The sequence below is a fragment of the Nostoc sp. NOS(2021) genome (assembly GCF_017115025.1).
Taxonomy (GTDB): Bacteria; Cyanobacteriota; Cyanobacteriia; order Cyanobacteriales; family Nostocaceae; genus Nostoc.
On sequence record NZ_JABXKM010000315.1, the window covers coordinates 1 to 17,114 of the forward strand.

Genomic DNA, 17,114 nt, shown 5'->3' on the forward strand with positions numbered 1-17,114 from the left:
GGTGCAATGACTATGGGAATCACAACTAATTACCCGGACATGATATAAACTATCCTCTCAATTCTTTCCTGTTACTGCGTTATTACCAGTAGTCCTAGTGTCACAATTGCAGCAAGACACACAAAAAGGGATTAGTAATACCAAGTTGCAATAGATAGTATTATTTAATGGAAGTAAAATCGGTGTACAGTGATGCCTCGTACTCGGATTAAGATCATTCCTCACCTGGATTATGCAGAATTAACAAGGGCGCTACCGTCGTTGTAGAGATGTAAAAGAACGCACCCGATGGTTGGTGATTCGTCTGTTGAGCCGACCAGGAAAACTAATGAAAGTAGAGCAAGTAGCTGCCATTACAGGTTTTAGTGCTGATTGGGTACAAAAAATTGCTCGCTGTTACAATGCTCTAGGTGTAGAAGGGATTGTAGACGGACATAAAAACAACCCTGGAGGTAAACAAAAAGCCTTAACTCCAGAACAGCAAAAGCAACTTTTTGAACGATTACAATCACCTCCAGATGACGGTGGGTTATGGAGTGGACCAAAAGTAGGGGAATTGATTAAACAACAGTTTGGTATCCGCATACATCGGACAACGGCGTGGAGACAACTAAGACGACTGGGTTTGACCTTACAATTACCAAGACCATTGCATGAAAAAAGTGCAACCCTAGAAGAAAGGGCATTTTTTAAAGCGCAACTGAAGTTTTTTGTCCGATTAATGCGTTGGTTATGTCCCAATACAGTTCAGTTAACGATTTCTTCCTTCTCTTTCTTCTCTTCCTTTGCGTCCTTCGCGTCCTTCGCGGTTCGTTAAAAAAATTGACTTTGACAAAGAGTTAAGCCTTAACTGAACCGTATTGGGTTATGTCCTCATAAACATATCGAGATAAAAAACTGTTAAAACTTCTAAAAATAATGATTTGGAAATAACTACTATTAATAATTTAAAATCAGTTGGATTTACAGGAGTCAATGAACAGACAGTTTTACTAAAAGGAGAATTTAGCAAAATGATTAATGGCAAAGAAAATACCTCTAAACAATGGCGAGTGGATGCTGTTAAAAATGGTAGTGCTGATAGAACAAAATACACAGTAATTGCCTTGATTGGGGATAACCTAATGATTTTGATGAAACAGCAGGTAAGAATAACCAACAACGTCGTGACTATGTAGATAAGAATCGTAATTTTTATGGTGTGTTTGATGCCTTGCCAAATGGGATGATTAAACCAGCTTACATTGCTATACCTAATCCTATGTATGGAAACTGCGAAACAGGAATGTATAACCCACAGGCATTTAATAAACAAAGTCCTTTTGATATGACCCCAGGACAAAGAAATCAACAGCGCAAGGAATCTTTAAATCGCTGGTTGCCGCATTAGGAAAAGTAGCGACCAAAGTAATTTGATTGCGATCGCTTACCCCATTCTTAGAGAAACCGCAGGTAATCGCTCTCCTAACCTACTGCACAGATTACATTTATGAGTCAATACCCAATAATTCTGATTCCTGTGGGAATTGAGAGAGTCAAGTCAGCCCTGCCACCAAAACCCATATTCATATTCACAGAACCGTTACCTCAGCAACCAGGAGCAGAACCGCAGAAACTGAATACAACAGTTATTGCTGTTGAGGCAACCGTCGCCACCGTGCCTAGCGTTGCCATAGCCTCTCAAAGTGGAACAGTGTCAGGGTTATTGTTGTTTTTGGTAACAGCAGGAGCGATCGCAGCCCAGGCATGGCATCAAATCACAACCTACCCTCAACGCAAGCAGAAACATGACGGTGAGGTGGCAGACTGATTTTTTTCAGAAATCAAATACGAGTCCTATACAGCACTTCCGGCAGCTATGAGGTACATCTTTAAAGCTGAAAGCTATGAGATGAGATAGGCAAGGGGAAAAACTGTATTGCATAATAGCGGGAAGTGCTGTATGTACCATAATTTTTTTTTGCAATAGGTCTAATTGTTAACAGTTAACTTCAGAGCTTAATTTACCTAATAAAGTTAAATTTTAAAATCTATCAACTCCTTTACAGCCTGAAGCCAATGTTCTACAGACTTGCCATTTGGATAGCCCATTTGTTGCCAAATTTCATAAGCTTTTAAACGGATTTTATTTTCATCTGGGCGGTTACTGATAAAATGTTTACAATAATTAGTAATAAAATTATAGGGAGCTTCTCCAAAAAAATCCTGACGACCCAGAATTTCATCTGTAAAACGGGAACAATTTTGTTTGAGCGGGCAATTTTGTCCTGGACACATTGTCATATCGTAAGGCATATATTTTTTCCTCTGGAAAGGGACTTATTTAAAAGTTAAAACAGCATGATTCAAGCGAACGCGAGTAGCGGATCGTAGAGAGGAAACTTTATATATGGGTTATTCATTAGACCTCTTGCACGAATCAAGAAAACAGAGCAACTTCATAATTGAAAATTCCAGCAGTTAAGTTGCAATGCCATCTTTTTTTTATAACATTTATTCAACTCCATAAATTCTGAACTTTTGAGAAGTTAAAGATTATTTAACTTGAATATGGAACGCCTCTTTCAACAAGGAAATAGAGCCATCGGCAATAAACCGCACACCAATTGCTAGGATGAAAAAACCAAAAACTCGATTTAAGGCTCCCACACCATTTTTTCCTAACTTCTTAATAAGTGGTTCTCCTAAGGCCAGGCACAGATAAAGGCTTATACCTATTAAAACAATTCCCACTAAAGACTCAAGATAGTCTACCCAATGCTTAAAGCTAATCGATAAACTAGTTACTACCCCAATTGCTCCAGGCCCACTGATTAATGGCACTGCCATTGGTGTAAAAGAAATATCTTCTTTATCTATAGCCTCATCATTTTCTGATGGAGTTAGTCGTTGACGGGCTGTAACCATTTCCCACGCTGTATGAGCAACAAGTAATCCCCCTGCTAGCCGTAGCACATTTAATGAGATTCCAAAAAATTCTAGAATCCACCTGCCAGCTACTAAAAACACAGCTAAAACTAAGACTACATTTATGGCAGTTTGTATCGCCTGCCGATGACGCCCAGATGATGTTTCCATCGCTGTTAAGCTGTAAAAAACCGGAACTGCACCTATTGGATTGGCGATTGGGAAAAGAGCCACAAAGGTGAAGAATGTATTTGGAATTAACGACATTATCAATATTTGGATATCTAGGTTTCCTAGAAGCAGAGTTTAGCAGACAGTGGGAGTGCGGTTGTACCCATTTTACTGCTTTCACAAAAAACTCCAAGAACCACCGATGCGATGCCTGCGGCGGGCGGGTACGCCATCGCACCCTACCCCGTTCTTAGAGGATGCATAGCGATACCTGCGGTTTTTGCTAGCCTACGCTCCTCAGAATTTACCAATCGTTTAGAGATGGCATTAGGAAAAGTAGCGACCAAAGTAATTTGATGTGCGATGGTCGCTTTTCGTTCCGCCTTCGGCATTGCTCCTCATTCAAGCGAGGAAAAGTTAAGGATGCGTAGCAAGACGGGGCAGGCATCGCCCCCTCATATCATGTCCGCTTGATTGCTTATTAAACCCGAAGAACCCCACCCCCAGCCCTTCGCCCAAGCCAAGCATCGGAATGTGCCGCCCTTTTTCAAAGAGGAAAGCTCTTTATATGGGGGGATGGGGGGAATAACTGTTGACTGTTGACTTCCAAGGTAGCGGTACTAGCTGTTTGAGGAACTGGCTTGATTGAGAAGGACAATAGCATCTTGGTCGAGCTTTATATTGACAGCTTTGATGATATCGTTGAGTTGCTCAACCTTTGTTGCACTAACAATAGGTGCGGTAATGGTAGGATTAGCAATCAGCCACGCCAGAGAAACTTGGGTGGGAGTAAAATTATAAATCTTTGCCACCCGATCAATTGCCTCTAGAATTCGCAAACCACGAGGGTTTAAATATCTTTTTACAGAACTACCACGCAGACTAATAGACAAATCTTCTTCTGAACGATATTTACCAGAGAGAAAGCCACTGCACAGAGAGGAATAGCTAATCACACCAATTTCCTGTTCTTGGGAAATTTGTTGTAAATCCTGCTCATAACCATCTCGGTCATACAAGTTATAACGGGGCTGAAGGCTTTCGTAGCGAGGATAGCCATGCTGACGGCTAATTTCTAATGCCCTCCGCAAACGCTCTGCACTATAGTTTGAAGCACCAATCGCACGTACTTTTCCGTGACGAATCAATTCTGCGTAGGTTTCAAGAGTTTCTTCAAGTGGAGTGCTTTCATCGTCGATATGCGATTGATATAGATCAATATAATCAGTTTGTAACCTTTGCAATGAGTCTTCAACAGCTTGTTGAATGTGTTTACGAGAAAGCCCTTTGCCTTTAACACCCATATCGTTGCCAACCTTAGTTGCAATCACCACTTGGTCACGATGACCACGCTGCTTGAGCCATTTTCCTAAAATTGTCTCAGACTCTCCACCAAGATTTCCTGCAACCCACTTTGAATAAACATCGGCTGTGTCAATAAAATTACCTCCAGCCGCTATAAAGTTATCTAAAATCTCAAATGAACTGTTTTCATCAATTGTCCAGCCAAACACGTTGCCACCAAAAGATAGTGGTGATACTTCTAGTTCTGAACGTCCAAGTTTACGTCTTTGTGTAACAACCATAAGTTTTCTCTCAAGACAGTTTTAGAATTACTTGTGCCAACTATAGAGGTTTCCTCTAAGAAACCTTTATAGGGCGATGCCGTACCACTTAAGAGCGGGACGCTGCGCGAACGTGGATCTTGCTACGCGGAGCGTCTCGTAGAGAGGGCGGGCTACTCGGTGTCGCTAGCCATAGTTTAGACCGGGGCGGGGCGCACCTGTGCAATTTACTAGCGATTGGGCGTTTGCCTTGGCGCGATCGCTAATCTTGGTCAAAGAGTTATGCAAATCATGTGTCAAAACGTTGTAGGTTGTGGATCACAGGGTCTACAGTCAGCGCGATAAAAAAAATCGGCATGGACGTGCCAAAGTTCTAACGCAGTCAGAGATACAGCTAATCTTCAGTGAGTGTTGGGAGCGGCGGCGGCGTTGTCGATGCTCTCACCTGTGGCTAGTAATGATGTAAATGACACTCTCATCGGAATTGAATGTATACATATAAGACATAGTGATGACACAACATTGACATAAGTCTAAATAAAATCTTTAAAAACAAAGAACTGTTAGTTAATGAATTAATCTAGTTAAATTCATCACAATTAAGTCAAAAAAATAACTGGCTTAATTACAAGAGTTCAATAAAGGAAAAAGATTCATGAACAGGATTATTGCAGCAATAGTTTCGTTCCGCCTTCGGCATCGCCCTCATTCAAGCGAGGAAAAGTTAAGGATGCGTAGCAAGACGGGGCAGGCATCGCCCTCAGATAATTAAAAACTACACTGACATTTTATAGAATCTCCGCCAAATACCCCGTAAATATCTCCACTGTTGTAGGGTGTGTAAAAAAATGAAAACGAGAAAAGTGTAAGATAACCAAAAATGTAAGCTTGTACCCAAAATGGCTAATTGCCTATTCTTAACAAATAACTGTGGTAAAGCAATATTAGTACCGAAGATAATGATGTCATGACCACCAGCATTAGATAACAAGTAACCGCTTAAAGGGACAAATATCATAAATAAGTACAGAGATGTATGGACAACGAATGTTTGCACCCAATTCTTTTTCTGCTGTGATAAACGCTTGTTATTTAGCTGAACACGTAACAGGAAAGTAATTCGTGCTAGTAACAAACTCATGACTATAACTCCAAGAGTTTTGTGGAAGTCATACCAAGGTCGTCGATAGAAAACATCACGTCCTAAGTGAGTCATGTAAATTCCACCAGCAAACAAAAACAAGTAGAAACTTGCCATTAGCCAATGTAGAAACCATAAACGTTGTTGTGTAATCTTTTTTATTTTAGGTGTCGCAATGACCATCACTTTATTTACTCCGACAAAAAATTCATAGCATATCAATACTGTTTTCAGCTATTGCTCGAATAAAATACAGTAAGACTTACCAGTTCTCAGGATGGTTTAACTAATTACTAACTCGTCAGAAATTAAGAGCGTATTTTTGGTATTTGAAACAAATCTAATCGGCGAAATATGGTAGTTACTAGAGAAAAAAGTCATGACTATAACCATGAGTTTAGTCATGGTTATAGTCATGACTTAGAGACGGACAAAAAATCAAAAAAAGCGACACCGATAGCGCAGCGTAAAGCCTTCGGCATAGCTTCGCTTAGAGCGACGCAGGAGCGTCGCAGCCCGTCGTAGACATCGCTCTCCCGATTCAAGCGAACGCGAGTAGCGTCTCGTAAAGCCTGCGGCATAGCTTCGCTTAGGGCGCAGCCTAAGAAGAGAAGAGAGGAAACTTTATATATGGGTTATGATAAGCGATGCCGAACGCGCAGAGCGTCACGTAGAGAGGAAATATATCAGTGCGATGCCTGCGCGGGTACGCCATCGCACCCCACCCCGTTCTTAGAGGAAAAAAGAGCGATCGCTATAAAGTGGGCGGGTACGCCAGGGGCGGATTTACTATGTATATTTTAGTACATTAATAGCCAGTTGTGGCGTAAAGCCTTCGGCATAGCTTCGCTTAGCGCGCAGCGTCTCCAAGAGTTGCGATGACCGAGCGCTATGAGTTGGCTGCTGAGTTATTCTACAGCAGTTGGTGTTTGAGGCGTAGTGTTAGTAGATTCTTCAGGTTTTTGACCACAACTACCTAGCATCAGCACCGTAAATAACGTCAGCACTATGCTCAGTTGTCGAGGTTTGAGTTGATTGTTCATTACTCATTGAGTTCACTGAGATTGATTTTTGGTTGTGTCATGTTAATCAAATCTCGTTATTTACCTAGAATCTTTAATAAAGCCTGCCGATAAATATTTATTCCCTGATTATTTAAATGAGCGCCATCCTCTGAACTTAAATCATCTTTCAAAGCATTATTCTCATTTAATGATTGAACCTGTTGTAGTTCCAATGGTATATGATTTTTAATTGCAACTTGATTCATCACAGTATTGATTTGCTCTACCCGAAGATTTGTTGCTGAAATACTTGGATCTTTACTAGCGGCAACTGTTGAGTAAAAAGCGGGGATTAAGAATATTTCATTACTCCCAAGGCTTCGTACTAAGGAAATTGAATCTTGGAGTTTGTTCGCAAATAAGGAATCACTTAATCCATACCATGCATCATTACCCCCAATAGCAATCACAGCTTTTTCGCATTTAACTTTAGTTGGAATGAGAAGTTTTAGTTGTTCAACAAGTGAAATCCCGCTTATCCCATTTAAGGCAAAATTAAAAGTACCTTTCCCCAGAGTCTTACCCATTTCGGCAGTTACAGAATCCCCAAACAAGCAAGCCTGGAATTGCTTTCCTTGAGTAGCAAATTGCTGATATTGAACTTCCAGTTGCCATAAAGGTGTAGAGCTTAAGTTATCTTTAGGTGGTATTTCAATAGGAGATAAATTTAACTTGCTTGCTATTTCTAACACTGCTGGAACATTAATAACTAGTCTTTGACTAGGATATGCTTCCAGAAAGCTGATGATCCCCAAACCCTCTTGAGAATTAGCCCCGATGATCACAGCCGCGTCTAGCGCTTGTACCCCGGCTTGGTCACGACGGGCGATACCTTGGGAGACCGCCGAGAGAATTTCTTTAGCTAGTTCTGTATTTAACAGCTTATCCAAAGCCACAATATCAAGAGGTGCTTTTACTTGTAGCGCCTGATGAAACTCTTTTTGTTCTTCCCGACTGAAAAATTTGAGAAAAAATTGCAAATCAGAAGAAACTTCTTGCCTTTGTGCATACTTACGTAAATCAGCAATAGGTAGCGATTCTTCAAACATACCATAGCGAAAAATAATTTTCTCAGCGGCAAAACAGGGCATTGCAGTCGTCCTCAGTAATACGATGCAACTACATATACTCAGCACCAGATGATGTAAATATCTCATAGATCCTAATTGTTTGCGTAGCGTTTTCTTTTTATCGTAAATCAAAGGGTTTAAGACCCCAACAATACAGGTAGCGCCATTTTCAGTCGGGGTTTAAATAAGAGTCTGAAAATGTCTTTAATGCAACAATTTTGTTAGCGTAGCGTAAAGCCTTCTCTTCTCCCTTGGCGCTAGCCTCTACCAATGTGAGAAGGGGAGACGCACTCGCGTCCCTTGAGGCAACGCATAAAGGCATATCTTCTCTTAGAGACGCACTCGCGTTCGCTTTTAGCGAGTCTGCGTTCGCTTTTAGCGTCTCGTAGAGAGGATGCATAGCGATCGATCGCCTACCCTGCCTATTTAGTCGATTGGCTAAGATTAAATTTATCAACCTTGGCAATCAAATTCACCAACTTCAGATCCAGCGACTTGGCTACCTTGGTTACTTCCGCATTGCCAAACTGCCCGAACAGGGACGAGGGCAAATCATATTCAACATAAACCGACTGATCCGCTGCTTCATACACCAGCACGCGTAAGGGCGCGTACAGTGCCGCTCGGATGTCGTGCTGTGTCATTTTAATGGCAATCAACGGATTGCCTACCACATACTGCTTGGCCTTTTTAGGCGTACCCAGTATAGTCAACAGCTGGCCGTGGTTTTGAATATCAAACAGAATTAAGTCCTCTTCGCCCCCCATTTGCTTCAGGTGCGCTTCGACGAATGCCGGTTCTGCTCCTACTTTTTGAATAATCGTTGGGTCTAGGCGGCCCAGCGCAACTTCAAGGTTCCGGGTAAAATCGTCAAAGGTCGAAGTCACTTTTACCATTTGGTGGTTCATGTCAATGATGGTTCTCATGGCTGTTAAGCTGGTGTATAACCGAATCTAGTTTTTAAACAGACGTGTTTTGATTTGTGATGAATCTGACGACAATATCATCACCTTCTGAGTAGAATAAGCGATCGCTTCGTTGGTAGCTGGGGCAATGACAGATGTAAGAAGTGCGATGGCGTACCCGCCCGCCGCAGGCATCGCACTGACAACACTCCACCTCTACTTGTTCCACGGTAGCTTTGTCCCCATCTCGGTCAATGCCGAGAACACCAGATACATAACAAGCAAACCAGCACTGATAATAAAAATCACAACGTCGTTATTCATTCGTCAAGTGGTAATTCTAGCTGTCCAGGTGAGGTGTTTGACCGCCTTCGCGCCCGACTATGCAGTGAAATATGGCATGGGGTGCAGAGCGGAATTAGATTTTCTTTTTTGGTTATCTTTAGGCGTAAAATTGGCATGATGTACCGAGAGGGTCATTACTGTCCATTCAGAGCGGGACAATCCCTTTGGCTTCTCGCTCTTGTCATAAACACTTTTGCCCCCAGTGCCGACAGCGCCACTGGGCTGCTTGTTTGATACTTGCGCTATTTCGTGCCAATTGTTTGCGTAACATTTTCTGTAGATGGGCATTGCCAACGATACTCCCCAAAGCTGTTGGGTAGTCTTATTAACTCTACCAATTTTTGAGAGCAGCTTTTTAACAGCCAAAGCGTAGCTTGCCGTCGTAGACATCACTCATCATTCAAGCGAGGAAAACCCAAGAGCGTCAGAAAGAGAGAAGTTGATGCAGACAATGGGTGAAGTGACAGCGTGGGATCAATTACGCAGTGGTGGTAGACAAGGTTCTGCGAAAAGCAGATGATTTAATCAAGTTTGCTCGTGACGTTATTTATAGTGCTGATGCTAAGTATTTGTGGTTCCAAACCTGAAGAATCCACTAGTACTACGCCTCAAACACCAACTGCTGTTGCTCCAGCTAGTCCTGCTTCTACTACAGCAGCTAGTCCTGTTCCTAGATGAGTCCAGAGGCGAATGGCATAAGGAAGTAAATTAAGCGATGGCTACGCCAACGTCTGCGACGAACGCCCTACACAGTATCATCCAGAAAGCCGCACTCACAATCCCAACTTTGGCGTCGGACGAGTATTCACTCCAAACTAATTTTCCACAACCCGTCTAGGGGATTGGACTGTTGGAATTGACTATCGCTGCTGCCAGTCCAATCATTGTCATAGACCAACCCGACACTGAATGTTCTATTGAGAGGATATTGTCCTAGTTTCCCAAAACCTTCAATATTCTTTGAGTCAGTGATTACTTGCGCTTTTAACTGTATGGTTATTTGGTTGCCATCGTCAAAGTAATAAGATATCGGGCATGGGCTGCTTATAGTGTTTGAGTTATCGTTGTGAGAGACAATAACTCTACTACGAAACACCCTACCTCTTCATACTCTTATTTTGGCAACGGTATTGACATTAACGAGAAACTAGTAGTCTGTCCCAAAAGTATGATGAAAAAGCTCACAAAAATCGCTTTGGCTTGCAGTGTTTTAGTAACGATAAGCGCTATCAATATTCAGGTTCAAGCCCAAGAAAAACGCCTGCTAACACTCGACGATCAATTCGCCTTTCGCCAAATTAGCGATCCCCAACTTTCTCCCTCTGGAAACTGGATTGCTTACACAGTAACTAACACCGCTCTGAAAAATGATACACGAGATAACCATATTTACATGACTTCTTGGGATGGCTCCCAAACATTACAGTTAACTAACGGTAACGATAGTGAATACAATCCTCGGTTTAGCCCAGATGGTAAATATCTAGCTTTTCGCTCCAGCCGTCAATCGGGAAAACAGCAAATTTGGTTGCTCAACCTAGCAGGCGGTGAAGCCGAGAAAATATCAGACTTTGCTGGTGATGTTACCGATTTTGTCTGGTCTGGTGACAGTCGGCAACTAGCGGTAATTGCCTCTGAACCAGTTTCAGAAACACCCTTTAATGGGAAAACCCCATCACCGATTGTTATTGATCAATTTCACTTCTTAGAAGACGGTGTGGGTTTTATCGATAAAAGTCGAGAACATCTTTATGTATTGGACTTAGCAACTCGCAAAGCAGATATTCTCACCCCAGGTTCATTTAATGAGTATTTACCTGCTTGGTCACCTGATAGCAAAAATATTGCTTTTGTGAGTAAACGTGGTCAAGAAAGCGATCGCAATAATAATTGGGATCTGTATGCAATCGCCGCCCAATCGGGAGCCAAAGCCCGTCAGCTAACTACCTTTATTGGGCCTGACTCCGATCCTGATTGGGATAGCCGTCCGGTTTGGAGTCCAGATGGTAAGTCAATTGCTTATTTGCAGGGAGGTTCACCCAAACTTATTGAGTACGCAGTTCACCATCTCGCCATTATCCCCGCCGAGGGTGGTACTCCCCGTCTACTGACTGCCAACCTTGATCGCAATGTTGCCAAACCGCGCTTTACCACAGATGGTAAATCAATACTGTTTTTAATCGAAGATGATGGCAATGTTCACCTAGCAAAAATACCTGTAACTGGTGGCAAAATCGAGCGATTCCTAGCAGGAAGACGAGAGATTAGTAAATTTGATTTAGGACGCGATGGCAAAATCGCTTTACTTTCCTCAACGCTACAACAACCAAATGCAGTCTTTGCCTTTAATGGTAAAAATTTGCGTTTAATATCACACCAAAACGATCAGTTACTAGCGCAGTTAAATTTAGCAACTACAGATGAAATCAGCTTTAAGAGTAAAGATGGTACAGAAATTCATGGCTTTCTTGTCAAGCCACCTCACTATCAGCCAGGGAAGAAATACCCAACACTGCTAATGTTGCACGGCGGGCCTGTCGGTCAGTTCACAAACCAGTTTATGTTTAATTGGCAACTGTTTGCAGCTCACGGCTATGTCGTTGTGGGTGTTAACCCACGCGGTAGTTCAGGCAGAGGAGAAGCCTTCTCCAAAGCAATTTATGCAGACTGGGGAAACAAAGACGCTCAAGATATTATTGCTGGTACAGATTATGCGATCGCTACTGGAATTGCTGCACCATCACGCTTAGGAATTGGTGGCTGGAGTTACGGGGGAATGTTGACCAACTACACTATTGCTCAAGATCACCGCTTTCAAGCCGCAGTCAGTGGGGCTGGTGAATCAAATATTCTGGCAACCTATGGTACTGATGAGTATATTGATGACTATGAACAAGAGCTTGGTGTACCGTGGAAGAACCTCGATGTCTGGCTACGAATTTCTTTCCCCTTTCTTCACGCTGACCGCATTGTTACACCAACACTATTTATGGCAGGTGATAAGGATTTTTCTGTACCACTACATAACTCTGAACAGATGTATCAAGCACTCAAAAGTCTGGGAATTGATACTCAATTAGTAGTTTATCCTGGACAGTCTCACGGCATCAGCAAACCGAGTTATCAACGTGATGTCCTAGAACGTTATTTAGCTTGGTACGATAAATATCTCACACCCTCAACCGCATCTCCTATTTTTGAGCCAAAATTGAGAAAGAAAAAAAGCAACTAACGAAATTTACAATGTGGAGTTTCACTTGACAATTGTCAAATTGTTAGACTATGAACAACATCAGTCTGAATTAGAAGCCAGCCGTAACCCCTTGGCGACTCTGGTGATGGCACACCTAGAGGCGATGGAGAGGCGCAATGATAGAATTGAGCGCAAGCAGCAGAACAGGACACCAAATCAGAGATTTTGGAGTGGGGCTTCAACCCTTACGGACTTCGGTCGTAGCAGAGGACACGAATCAGAATTCCCTTCAGCATAGCTGCCTCCTGCCCTCTGCCTTTCTTGCTAAAAACTCCCATTCCCGAATCAACAAGTCCAAAACGAATTTAACTAAAACAAACTATGCCCAAGACTTGGAACATTAAGATAGATAACTATTTTGAAGCCAACCCCAATTGCATCATCGCCACTGCTCATGTAGACTCGTTCCCCACAGACCTCCCCCTAGAACCTAAAATCAGGGAACCAAACCGTAAAAGCGCGACCTACAGACAAGTCTTCGACTCACTGACTACTCAACCCGAAAAATTCTTCTCCCGTCACAGTGGAATCGTTCTGTCAGCCAATAAAGTTAAACCAAGCAAAACCTCACTAGAACTAGAGATAAAAGAAGCTAGCGAGGGGGTAGTGATGGCATTATTAATGGTGGACACACAGTTTTAGGATTTGAGCAAGCGAAAAATTATAACTACAATTTAAGTCAAGCGAGGGTAAAAGTTACCATCCACATCGGACTCTCGGAAGACGAGGCTAAGGATATAGCCCTCAATACGGTTCAGTTAAGCCTCAAAGTCATGTAAATTAAGCATTGTTCCCAAGAATGGAAATTAAGTGTGGTGCATCTGAGAGATTTTTCGTTGGTGTGTCCTGATATACAAAATGGTGACTTGCTTAAAGCAATCGAGATGGCTATTCCAGCAACGGCAATTGAACAGGCGATGGCAAATACTCAAAGCGAAGAAGAACGCAAGCGGTCATTACCAGCACAATTGGTGGTAAGCCTTGTAATAGCAATGAGTTTGTGGTCAAAAGATTCAATGCGGGATGTACTTAAGAACTTGATTGATGGTTTAAGTGAGGCATGGATTAAGGTTGGGAAATACTGGCGAATACCTTGTAAGTCAGCCATTACACAAGCCCGACAGCGATTAGGGGCAAGGGTAATGAGCCAATTATTTCATCAATTAATACGACCAATGGCGACACAGGAGACATTAGGAGCATTTCTCAATGGGCTAAGAATTGTAGCCATTGATGGCACCTGTTTCGATGTCCCAGACAGCGATGAAAATGCGAGAGTTTTTGGTCGTCCTGGCAGTCGTCCTGGGACAGTAGCAGCTTTTCCAAAAGTCAGATTAGTAATCTTAATTGAAGCAGGTACGCACTTAATTTTTGATGCTTTGATGTGCCCATATCACATGGGAGAGGGTGTACGAGCGTTAAAGTTGTTACGCTCAGTCACCACAGGAATGTTATTGATGTGGGATAGGGGCTTGCATAAGAATGCAATGGTACAGGCAACAGTTTCCCAAGGATGTGATTATTTAGGCAGAATACCTGCTAATGTTAAGTTTATCGTGGAACAACCTCTCAGCGATGGCTCCTATTTGTCTAGGATTTACCCATCAGGAAAACTCCGAAAAAAGGGTTCTCAGCCAATACTAGTACGAGGGAAGAGAGTATACTATTGAGCATCCAGAAAGCCCAACTGAACAACTTACATATCGCTTGATTACTAGCTTATTAGATATTGAAAAATTTCCGGCAGAGTTGTTAGCAAGAGTTTATCATCAGCGTTGGGAAGTAGAAAATACCATTGATGAATTGAAAATACACCTTTTAGGGCGAAAAACTCACGTTCGTTCCCAAAAACCACGCGAAGTAGTGCAGGAAATATATGGCTGGTTGTTGGGACATTGGTCAGTAAGGGTGTTAATGTTTCAAGCCGCAACTACTGCCGGGGTTCCACCATTACGTCTGAGTTTTACAGGAGCATTACGGGTCATTCGTCGTGCTATTCCTAAGTTTCAACGCTTACAGTCAGAAGAATTCCCCCTTTTTTCGATTGGTTAACCGTAGAGATTCTGGATACGTTGTTACCCGAACGAATTCACCGTACTAACCCCAGGGTTGTGAAAAAACCTGTATCAAAGTTTTGTTCTAAAAAGCCAAAACACAGAGGCACTGGAAAACGAGTAGAAGCTCCGAAGTTTCACATCACTAATAAGCTTCTTACCCTTAACTGAACCGTATTGCACTATAAAAGCGTTTTTGCCCGTGTTTCGGACGTTCAATTTGACTTTCTGTTACATCCATCACAGCCGTTTTCGGTTTCTGTGATCAGATCAACAAGGACTTTTTTCCTCCTAAACGAAACTTTCTGGAACTGATTAATGTGCTTTCAACCCAATGTACTATTCGGCAAACCGAAGATTTAGGATATTTGCCAGTCACTAGCAATGTGAAAGTAAGTTCTATATTCTCTCCAATACTGTAAGCAAACTAAAGCTTGCTCTTCCAAGGCAAGCTTGTTCGGATAACCTCGTGTTTGCTTTAGACTAGCTGTATCTTGCAAGACTACTGCTGATAAACCATGCAACTCGAAGCAATAGAGATTGACGTAGCGATCGCATCCAAGTTTGTTCAATTGGTGCTAAACTGCATCAACCAAGAGTATACGCACAACAATATTTTCTGGTTTGAAAGCGGCGATTTATCGCGTCTCTCTAACCGTCAAAATGAATTTGACAGACTACTAGCAATACTAGGAATTTGATAACATTAATAAAGTAAGCGATCGCCTGTTACCCAACTTCGGCGATATCTACGATGGGCTACGCCCTCTTCAGCAGAGAGAACAAAAATACTATGGCAAAGCGTAAGAAAAGCAATCTCCAGTGGATTAAAGAAACGCTTGAACTCAAACCTGATCATCGCTGGGAATCTCCATCAGGCTATAAAATTTTTGTAGCAGATCGAGGCGCTGTTCGCTTCAATGTTCCCCAGAATTGGGTTTTTGAGCCACAAGAAAAATCCTTCAAGTTCCTCGATAAAAAACCGCCCAACGATGATTGCTGCCTAGAAGTATCTTTTAATCGCCTTCCACCCAATGACTGGAGCCAGTTTCCGCTAAACTCCACCTTGAAGAAAGTGATGGAAGACGATAGCCGCAACGTCATTGCTAAGGGAGAAATTTTTACCGTCAAGCGCCAAACCGCCAGAATTGTATGGACAGAGATGAAGTTCATTGACACTCAGGAAGAACCACGGGAAGCTTTTTCGCGGACTTGCATTGGTTTGGGGTCGAATGTTCAATGTTTGATTACATTCGATTATTGGGTAGATCAAGCAGAACAATTAATACCCGTTTGGGATGAAGCAATGCGTAGTCTCACATTAGGATTGTATATCCGTGACCCTATGACTGGTCTGGCTTTCCCAGATTGAGCCACAAGAATGCATCGTGAGCATCGGTCAACTTGAGGCGTAGCCCGTCGTAGACATTACATTTGAGGTAATTGTTTTTTGCGGAGTTGGGGCAATTAATAATATTCTTGCTTTCAATATAAGGAATGAGTCTAAATCCACTAACACAGCTAATTTCAGAACGAGGTTTTGACCGATTTCAATCAGGATTAAGATCACGTTTCGCTGCTTATCAACTGGAATACACACTGACCTACTGTGAACCTAGTGATAATTCAGCTATGCGTCTTGACTTTGACAGTTCATTACATCTCGGTAGAGTAACGGTTTGGGAGTCAGGAGCTTGTGAGATGGATATCCTTAAAATATCAACTGGTAACAATGTCTTTTATGAAAGTCACCAGTTCAACAACGAAAAAGAATTTCATCGAACCTATCCAAGACTGGTGATTTTTATGCGCGATATGTTGCGACTTAAGTCAGACGATATTTAATCTTTCCCTACTAGCGTTGGGGAGTAAGATTCAAAGCCTCTCTGCTTTTAGGAGCTACGGTGTACACACAAGTCGAAAAAAGCTCGATTGACCATTTCTCGTTCCCATGCAGAGCATGGGAATGGCTGATTAGGGGCTGCTGCCTCCAGTCAAAATTGAGTCGGCAGCCCACATGAATGCGTTCCCAGGCGGAGCTTGGGAACGAGTCAAGCCTCATCAAGCTAGCTTTTTAGGACTTGTTTGTGTGTACACCATAGCCTTTTAGCAGAGAGATCAGAGTGTATTGTATACAAACGAAAAGTGCTATATGGCATTGATAGCATAAGGTTAATTCGTGATTCAAACCTGAGAAACCTGACATTAGAGATTACTTAAGTCATGATTAAACTAGTTACTTTTATCACTAGTGTATAGCTGTTAGAACTCCTATGCTTATAAACATGAGACATCAACCAGATTAAGGTTTACTGAACTTTAATCAGGCCGTTTACAAAAGGAGATTTAGTGATGAATATCAAACAAATTCTTGCTGGTGCAGCGCTTCTTTTACCATTTGCTGTTACTTCTATCCCTTCACAAGCATCAGCATTCCAGGTTATTGTTAATCCCCACGGTCTTAATAGACCTGCTCAAACAATCGCACAAAAACCACAACAAGTTAGGCATTCTGCACCACCAGCGAAAAAGAAAGTGTTGGTTCCTGGACATTGGGAAAAAACAAATCATGGTCGCAAGTGGGTTGCGGCTCATTATGTATACAAGTAAAAACGCCTAAAACCCCAAGCAATTGGGAT

The 17,114-nt window shown here is 42.3% G+C and carries 22 protein-coding genes and 4 pseudogenes; 13 read left to right on the forward strand and 13 right to left on the reverse strand.

Going from position 1 to position 17,114, the window contains the following annotated elements:
- Positions 1–283: 283 nt before the first annotated feature.
- From HWQ41_RS30655 to HWQ41_RS30670, 4 genes and pseudogenes are all read left to right on the forward strand, one after another.
- Positions 284–817, forward strand: a pseudogene (locus HWQ41_RS30655) (winged helix-turn-helix domain-containing protein); the annotation flags it as partial.
- Between the two features lie 106 nt (positions 818–923).
- Positions 924–1,178: a hypothetical protein gene (locus tag HWQ41_RS30660; RefSeq protein ID WP_292771450.1), complete on the forward strand. Its 255-nt coding sequence runs from the start codon at positions 924–926 to the stop codon at positions 1,176–1,178.
- Positions 1,179–1,201: 23 nt separating this feature from the next.
- Positions 1,202–1,390: a hypothetical protein gene (locus tag HWQ41_RS30665; protein WP_292771453.1), complete on the forward strand. Its 189-nt coding sequence runs from the start codon at positions 1,202–1,204 to the stop codon at positions 1,388–1,390.
- 99 nt (positions 1,391–1,489) lie between these two features.
- On the forward strand, positions 1,490–1,810 hold the full coding sequence (locus HWQ41_RS30670) for a hypothetical protein (protein ID WP_292771456.1): 321 nt from the start codon (positions 1,490–1,492) through the stop codon (positions 1,808–1,810).
- 206 nt (positions 1,811–2,016) lie between these two features.
- Here HWQ41_RS30670 and HWQ41_RS30675 read toward each other — a convergent pair whose 3' ends face one another.
- From HWQ41_RS30675 to HWQ41_RS30690, 4 genes are all read right to left on the reverse strand, one after another.
- Positions 2,017–2,295, reverse strand: coding sequence for a DUF2934 domain-containing protein (locus HWQ41_RS30675; RefSeq protein WP_292771458.1), 279 nt, complete (start codon positions 2,293–2,295; stop codon positions 2,017–2,019).
- Positions 2,296–2,535: 240 nt separating this feature from the next.
- Entirely contained in the window at positions 2,536–3,174 is a 639-nt protein-coding gene (locus HWQ41_RS30680; RefSeq protein ID WP_292771460.1) for a MarC family protein, read from the reverse strand.
- Between the two features lie 143 nt (positions 3,175–3,317).
- Complete coding sequence (locus HWQ41_RS30685) at positions 3,318–3,470, reverse strand: hypothetical protein (protein ID WP_292771463.1); 153 nt, start codon at positions 3,468–3,470, stop codon at positions 3,318–3,320.
- 228 nt (positions 3,471–3,698) lie between these two features.
- Positions 3,699–4,664 (reverse strand): aldo/keto reductase, encoded by a 966-nt coding sequence (locus tag HWQ41_RS30690; RefSeq protein ID WP_292771467.1) that lies wholly within the window; start codon positions 4,662–4,664, stop codon positions 3,699–3,701.
- 119 nt (positions 4,665–4,783) lie between these two features.
- Between HWQ41_RS30690 and HWQ41_RS30695 the strand changes: the two genes are divergently transcribed.
- Positions 4,784–4,909 (forward strand): hypothetical protein, encoded by a 126-nt coding sequence (locus HWQ41_RS30695; RefSeq protein ID WP_292771469.1) that lies wholly within the window; start codon positions 4,784–4,786, stop codon positions 4,907–4,909.
- Between the two features lie 509 nt (positions 4,910–5,418).
- Here the strand turns inward: HWQ41_RS30695 and HWQ41_RS30700 are convergent.
- The 7 genes from HWQ41_RS30700 to HWQ41_RS30730 all read right to left on the reverse strand — a co-directional run bounded on the left by HWQ41_RS30700 (position 5,419) and on the right by HWQ41_RS30730 (position 9,558).
- Positions 5,419–5,967 carry a cytochrome b/b6 domain-containing protein gene (locus HWQ41_RS30700; RefSeq protein WP_292771472.1) on the reverse strand — a complete coding sequence of 183 codons (549 nt, stop codon included), beginning with the start codon at positions 5,965–5,967 and terminating at the stop codon, positions 5,419–5,421.
- A 230-nt stretch (positions 5,968–6,197) separates the two neighbouring features.
- A complete protein-coding gene (locus HWQ41_RS30705; RefSeq protein ID WP_292771474.1) occupies positions 6,198–6,365 on the reverse strand; it encodes a hypothetical protein in 168 nt (55 codons plus the stop codon).
- A 327-nt stretch (positions 6,366–6,692) separates the two neighbouring features.
- Positions 6,693–6,827, reverse strand: a complete 135-nt coding sequence (locus HWQ41_RS30710) for a hypothetical protein (protein WP_292771476.1) — start codon at positions 6,825–6,827, stop codon at positions 6,693–6,695.
- Positions 6,828–6,883: 56 nt separating this feature from the next.
- Positions 6,884–7,939, reverse strand: a complete 1,056-nt coding sequence (locus HWQ41_RS30715) for an alpha/beta hydrolase (protein WP_292771477.1) — start codon at positions 7,937–7,939, stop codon at positions 6,884–6,886.
- Positions 7,940–8,340: 401 nt separating this feature from the next.
- Positions 8,341–8,844, reverse strand: a complete 504-nt coding sequence (locus HWQ41_RS30720) for a DUF302 domain-containing protein (RefSeq protein WP_292771479.1) — start codon at positions 8,842–8,844, stop codon at positions 8,341–8,343.
- Positions 8,845–8,871: 27 nt separating this feature from the next.
- Positions 8,872–9,018 carry a hypothetical protein gene (locus tag HWQ41_RS30725; RefSeq protein WP_292771481.1) on the reverse strand — a complete coding sequence of 49 codons (147 nt, stop codon included), beginning with the start codon at positions 9,016–9,018 and terminating at the stop codon, positions 8,872–8,874.
- 186 nt (positions 9,019–9,204) lie between these two features.
- The gene (locus HWQ41_RS30730) at positions 9,205–9,558 is read right to left on the reverse strand and encodes a hypothetical protein (protein ID WP_292771483.1); all 354 of its coding nucleotides are present in this window, start codon (positions 9,556–9,558) and stop codon (positions 9,205–9,207) included.
- A gap of 147 nt (positions 9,559–9,705) precedes the next feature.
- Between HWQ41_RS30730 and HWQ41_RS30735 the strand changes: the two genes are divergently transcribed.
- Complete coding sequence (locus HWQ41_RS30735) at positions 9,706–9,846, forward strand: hypothetical protein (protein ID WP_292771485.1); 141 nt, start codon at positions 9,706–9,708, stop codon at positions 9,844–9,846.
- Between the two features lie 127 nt (positions 9,847–9,973).
- Here the strand turns inward: HWQ41_RS30735 and HWQ41_RS30740 are convergent, their stop codons facing one another.
- A complete protein-coding gene (locus HWQ41_RS30740) occupies positions 9,974–10,264 on the reverse strand; it encodes a hypothetical protein (protein ID WP_292771487.1) in 291 nt (96 codons plus the stop codon).
- A 72-nt stretch (positions 10,265–10,336) separates the two neighbouring features.
- Between HWQ41_RS30740 and HWQ41_RS30745 the strand changes: the two genes are divergently transcribed.
- The 4 genes and pseudogenes from HWQ41_RS30745 (at position 10,337) to HWQ41_RS30760 (ending at position 14,473) form a co-directional block, all read left to right on the forward strand.
- The gene (locus HWQ41_RS30745) at positions 10,337–12,400 is read left to right on the forward strand and encodes a S9 family peptidase (protein ID WP_292771489.1); all 2,064 of its coding nucleotides are present in this window, start codon (positions 10,337–10,339) and stop codon (positions 12,398–12,400) included.
- Positions 12,401–12,425: 25 nt separating this feature from the next.
- Positions 12,426–12,659, forward strand: coding sequence for a hypothetical protein (locus HWQ41_RS30750; protein WP_292771491.1), 234 nt, complete (start codon positions 12,426–12,428; stop codon positions 12,657–12,659).
- A gap of 83 nt (positions 12,660–12,742) precedes the next feature.
- Positions 12,743–13,167 (forward strand): annotated as a pseudogene (locus HWQ41_RS30755) (AIPR family protein); the annotation flags it as partial.
- Positions 13,168–13,338: 171 nt separating this feature from the next.
- A pseudogene (locus HWQ41_RS30760) lies at positions 13,339–14,473 on the forward strand (IS4 family transposase).
- Positions 14,474–14,656: 183 nt separating this feature from the next.
- Here HWQ41_RS30760 and HWQ41_RS30765 read toward each other — a convergent pair.
- Positions 14,657–14,930: pseudogene (locus HWQ41_RS30765) on the reverse strand (transposase family protein); the annotation flags it as partial.
- A gap of 338 nt (positions 14,931–15,268) precedes the next feature.
- Here HWQ41_RS30765 and HWQ41_RS30770 point away from each other — a divergent pair.
- From HWQ41_RS30770 to HWQ41_RS30780, 3 genes are all read left to right on the forward strand, one after another.
- Positions 15,269–15,847 (forward strand): hypothetical protein, encoded by a 579-nt coding sequence (locus tag HWQ41_RS30770; RefSeq protein ID WP_292771493.1) that lies wholly within the window; start codon positions 15,269–15,271, stop codon positions 15,845–15,847.
- A gap of 125 nt (positions 15,848–15,972) precedes the next feature.
- Positions 15,973–16,320, forward strand: a complete 348-nt coding sequence (locus tag HWQ41_RS30775; RefSeq protein WP_292771496.1) for a hypothetical protein — start codon at positions 15,973–15,975, stop codon at positions 16,318–16,320.
- A gap of 507 nt (positions 16,321–16,827) precedes the next feature.
- A complete protein-coding gene (locus HWQ41_RS30780) occupies positions 16,828–17,085 on the forward strand; it encodes a hypothetical protein (protein ID WP_292771499.1) in 258 nt (85 codons plus the stop codon).
- Positions 17,086–17,114 lie beyond the last annotated feature (29 nt).

Bases quoted from the DNA above. Each gene is read 5' to 3' on its own strand.
- HWQ41_RS30670 (WP_292771456.1), top strand. From the start codon at position 1,490: ATGAGTCAATACCCAATAATTCTGATTCCTGTGGGAATTGAGAGAGTC.
- HWQ41_RS30675 (WP_292771458.1), bottom strand. From the start codon at position 2,295: ATGCCTTACGATATGACAATGTGTCCAGGACAAAATTGCCCGCTCAAA.
- HWQ41_RS30680 (WP_292771460.1), bottom strand. From the start codon at position 3,174: ATGTCGTTAATTCCAAATACATTCTTCACCTTTGTGGCTCTTTTCCCA.
- HWQ41_RS30685 (WP_292771463.1), bottom strand. From the start codon at position 3,470: ATGCCGAAGGCGGAACGAAAAGCGACCATCGCACATCAAATTACTTTG.
- HWQ41_RS30690 (WP_292771467.1), bottom strand. From the start codon at position 4,664: ATGGTTGTTACACAAAGACGTAAACTTGGACGTTCAGAACTAGAAGTA.
- HWQ41_RS30700 (WP_292771472.1), bottom strand. From the start codon at position 5,967: ATGGTCATTGCGACACCTAAAATAAAAAAGATTACACAACAACGTTTA.
- HWQ41_RS30705 (WP_292771474.1), bottom strand. From the start codon at position 6,365: ATGCCGCAGGCTTTACGAGACGCTACTCGCGTTCGCTTGAATCGGGAG.
- HWQ41_RS30710 (WP_292771476.1), bottom strand. From the start codon at position 6,827: ATGAACAATCAACTCAAACCTCGACAACTGAGCATAGTGCTGACGTTA.
- HWQ41_RS30715 (WP_292771477.1), bottom strand. From the start codon at position 7,939: ATGCCCTGTTTTGCCGCTGAGAAAATTATTTTTCGCTATGGTATGTTT.
- HWQ41_RS30720 (WP_292771479.1), bottom strand. From the start codon at position 8,844: ATGAGAACCATCATTGACATGAACCACCAAATGGTAAAAGTGACTTCG.
- HWQ41_RS30725 (WP_292771481.1), bottom strand. From the start codon at position 9,018: ATGCCTGCGGCGGGCGGGTACGCCATCGCACTTCTTACATCTGTCATT.
- HWQ41_RS30730 (WP_292771483.1), bottom strand. From the start codon at position 9,558: ATGTCTACGACGGCAAGCTACGCTTTGGCTGTTAAAAAGCTGCTCTCA.
- HWQ41_RS30745 (WP_292771489.1), top strand. From the start codon at position 10,337: ATGATGAAAAAGCTCACAAAAATCGCTTTGGCTTGCAGTGTTTTAGTA.
- HWQ41_RS30770 (WP_292771493.1), top strand. From the start codon at position 15,269: ATGGCAAAGCGTAAGAAAAGCAATCTCCAGTGGATTAAAGAAACGCTT.
- HWQ41_RS30775 (WP_292771496.1), top strand. From the start codon at position 15,973: ATGAGTCTAAATCCACTAACACAGCTAATTTCAGAACGAGGTTTTGAC.
- HWQ41_RS30780 (WP_292771499.1), top strand. From the start codon at position 16,828: ATGAATATCAAACAAATTCTTGCTGGTGCAGCGCTTCTTTTACCATTT.